We start from the raw sequence: 1,492 nt of genomic DNA on the forward strand, positions 1-1,492 counted from the left end.
GGGGGGGGTGCCTCTATGTCCTTCGTCAAGCGAGTCGAGGGGTCCTCGGCTCGTAGAAGGTTCCGTCGCGGAGCATGGCGAACAGGACGCTGATGCGGTGGCGGGCGAGTCGGAGGAGGGCCTGGGTGTGGGTTTTGCCGCGGGCTCGGCAGCGGTCGTAGTAGGTCCGGGAGGCGGGATCGTGGAGGGCTGCGAACGTGGAGAGGAACATCGCGCGTTTCAGTTGCCGGTTTCCGCCTCTGGGGGCGTGTTCGCCGTGGATCGACGTGCCGGACTGCTTCGTGGCCGGGGCGAGGCCGGCGTAGGAGGCGAGGTGGGCGGCGCTGGGGAAGGAGTTGCCGTCGCCGACGGTGGTCAGGAGGACTGCGGCGGTCCTGACGCCGATGCCGGGCATCGAGGTCAGGACCTGGGAAAGAGGGTGGGCCTCCAGCAGGGCTTCGATCCGGGTTTCCAGGGCCCGGCGTTGCTCGTGGACGGCGGCCAGCGACTTCGCCAGTGAGGGGACGATCACGTCGAGGGTGCCGGTGCCGGGGACGGTGACGGTCTGCTCGTCGAGCGCGGTGAAGATGTCGTCGACCAGCCGTTCGGCCATGCGCGGGGCTCTCGGGCGGACGACCTCGACCAGCCTGCGGCGGCCCGCCTTGCGGAGTGCTTGAGGGGATCCGTAGCGCTCGAGGAGCCAGGTGACGGCCTGGTGGTCCAGGCGGGGGCCGAGGACGCGTTCGAGGCTGGGGTGGAACTGGGTGAGCAGGCCGCGGATGCGGTTGGAGGTGCGGTTGGCCTCGCCGGCGAGGTCCTGGTCGAAGCCGACCAGCATGGTCAGTTCCGCGGTGACCTCGTCGGCGAGGTCGAGGGTGCGCAGGGTGTGGGGCATGGTGCGGGCGGCGTCCGCGATGACCGCGGCGTCCTTCGCGTCGGTCTTGGCCTCGCCGGGGTAGAGATCGGCGATCCGGCGCATCGCCAGTCCGGGCAGGTAGGCGACCTGGCAGCCGGCGTTGCGGGCGACGGTCAGCGGGAGGGCGCCGATGGAGGCGGGCTGGTCCACGATCACCAGGACGGTGCCGAACTTGGCCGTGAGCTTGTCGAAGACGGCCCGCAGCTTCGGTTCGCTGTTCGGCAGCGGCTTGTCGAAGACCGTCTTCCCGCCTGGGGTCAGGCCGTGGCCGTGATGGGTCTGCTTGCCGACGTCCAGGCCCAGGAAGACGCCCACCCCGTCGATACTGATCACCGTGCCCCCACAGGTCTCGCAGCGTGCCGGCCCCAGGGTCGGGGGCCGTTCGCGCGCATCCACGTTATGCAGACCTGCCGCCCGCAAATGGCCGGGCGTTGCGCCCGGCCGGGCGGTGGTCGGGCCTCTGATCAGCGTCTCCGACGGCACCCCTCGGACCCGGTGACACCACCCCCCAGGTCATCCGTTCGACAGGGGGCAACAGTCATGCCGGGCCCGGAGGCCAGCGGCCCTCTTGCAGGACCGCGAAGAAGATAACGGGGG

The 1,492-nt window shown here is 70.6% G+C and carries 1 protein-coding gene; it reads right to left on the minus strand.

The annotated features are described in order from the left end of the window. Window positions 1-25 precede the first annotated feature (25 nt). A complete protein-coding gene (locus tag ACH5AO_RS37250) occupies window positions 26-1,228 on the minus strand; it encodes an IS110 family transposase (RefSeq protein WP_398932577.1) in 1,203 nt (400 codons plus the stop codon). Between the last annotated feature and the right edge of the window lie 264 nt (window positions 1,229-1,492).

The organism is Streptomyces sp. NPDC018964 (assembly GCF_044390325.1).
In the GTDB taxonomy this organism is placed as follows: domain Bacteria; phylum Actinomycetota; class Actinomycetes; order Streptomycetales; family Streptomycetaceae; genus Streptomyces.